The 678-nt window shown below is 54.0% G+C and carries 1 protein-coding gene and 1 pseudogene; both read left to right on the forward strand.

Features of this window, described 5'->3' with window-relative positions; translation table 11 throughout:
* A pseudogene (locus ACOCD2_RS24305) lies at window positions 1-225 on the forward strand (IS21 family transposase); the annotation flags it as partial.
* Window positions 226-422: 197 nt separating this feature from the next.
* Complete coding sequence (locus ACOCD2_RS24310) at window positions 423-551, forward strand: KfrB domain-containing protein (RefSeq protein ID WP_419582010.1); 129 nt, start codon at window positions 423-425, stop codon at window positions 549-551.
* Window positions 552-678 lie beyond the last annotated feature (127 nt).

A 678-nucleotide genomic window follows, 5' to 3' on the forward strand; every position in this document is an offset into this window, starting at 1 on the left:
AATCCCCGCACCCTGGTGGATGCAGTCAAGGTGGGCAAAGCGCGCCGCTTCAATCGTCAGTTTTTGGCCCTGGCCAATCATTATCTGTTTGAACCGGTGGCCTGCACACCGGCTTCCGGCTGGGAGAAGGGGCAGGTCGAAAACCAAGTGGGGAATGTGCGGGAATGGCTGTTCAGTCCCCGGCCCCGGTTCAAGGATCTGGCTGAACTGAATGCCTGGCTGGAACAACACGGTTCACGCATCGTTCAGTCCGACAGTGGGGAGGGATGGAGCAGTGAGAAGGTTGAAAAGGCCTTCAATCTGAAGGCCGGTATCTACAACATTTATACGGCCTCGCCGGCTGATAAGAAGCGGGCCAGCTTTGGCGTGATCGTACACGCCGACAAGGACTCCGTGTACCAGCAATGCGGGAAAAAATTATTATGCATTCGCGCAATGATTTCGATAGAGTACCTGGAGTAGGGAGTATAAAGAGCATTGAATACAATGCTGACGGTCGGGCCGTTACATCTGACTCCTCGATAAAGCAGGCCCGTAGTCGCTCCCGCTGATTTTAGCTGCTAAAATTCAGGGAGACGCTTTGTGAGTATGTTAGGGAAAGGTGAGCGCGCCCCTTGGAGGCAATTCCCCAAGGTGGTCCGGAATGGTGATCTTGGCTCACTTCAAAATGAGCCGGAA

Origin of the sequence: Thiolapillus sp., assembly GCF_048562965.1 — a bacterium.
In the GTDB taxonomy this organism is placed as follows: domain Bacteria; phylum Pseudomonadota; class Gammaproteobacteria; order Chromatiales; family Chromatiaceae; genus Thiolapillus; species Thiolapillus brandeum_A.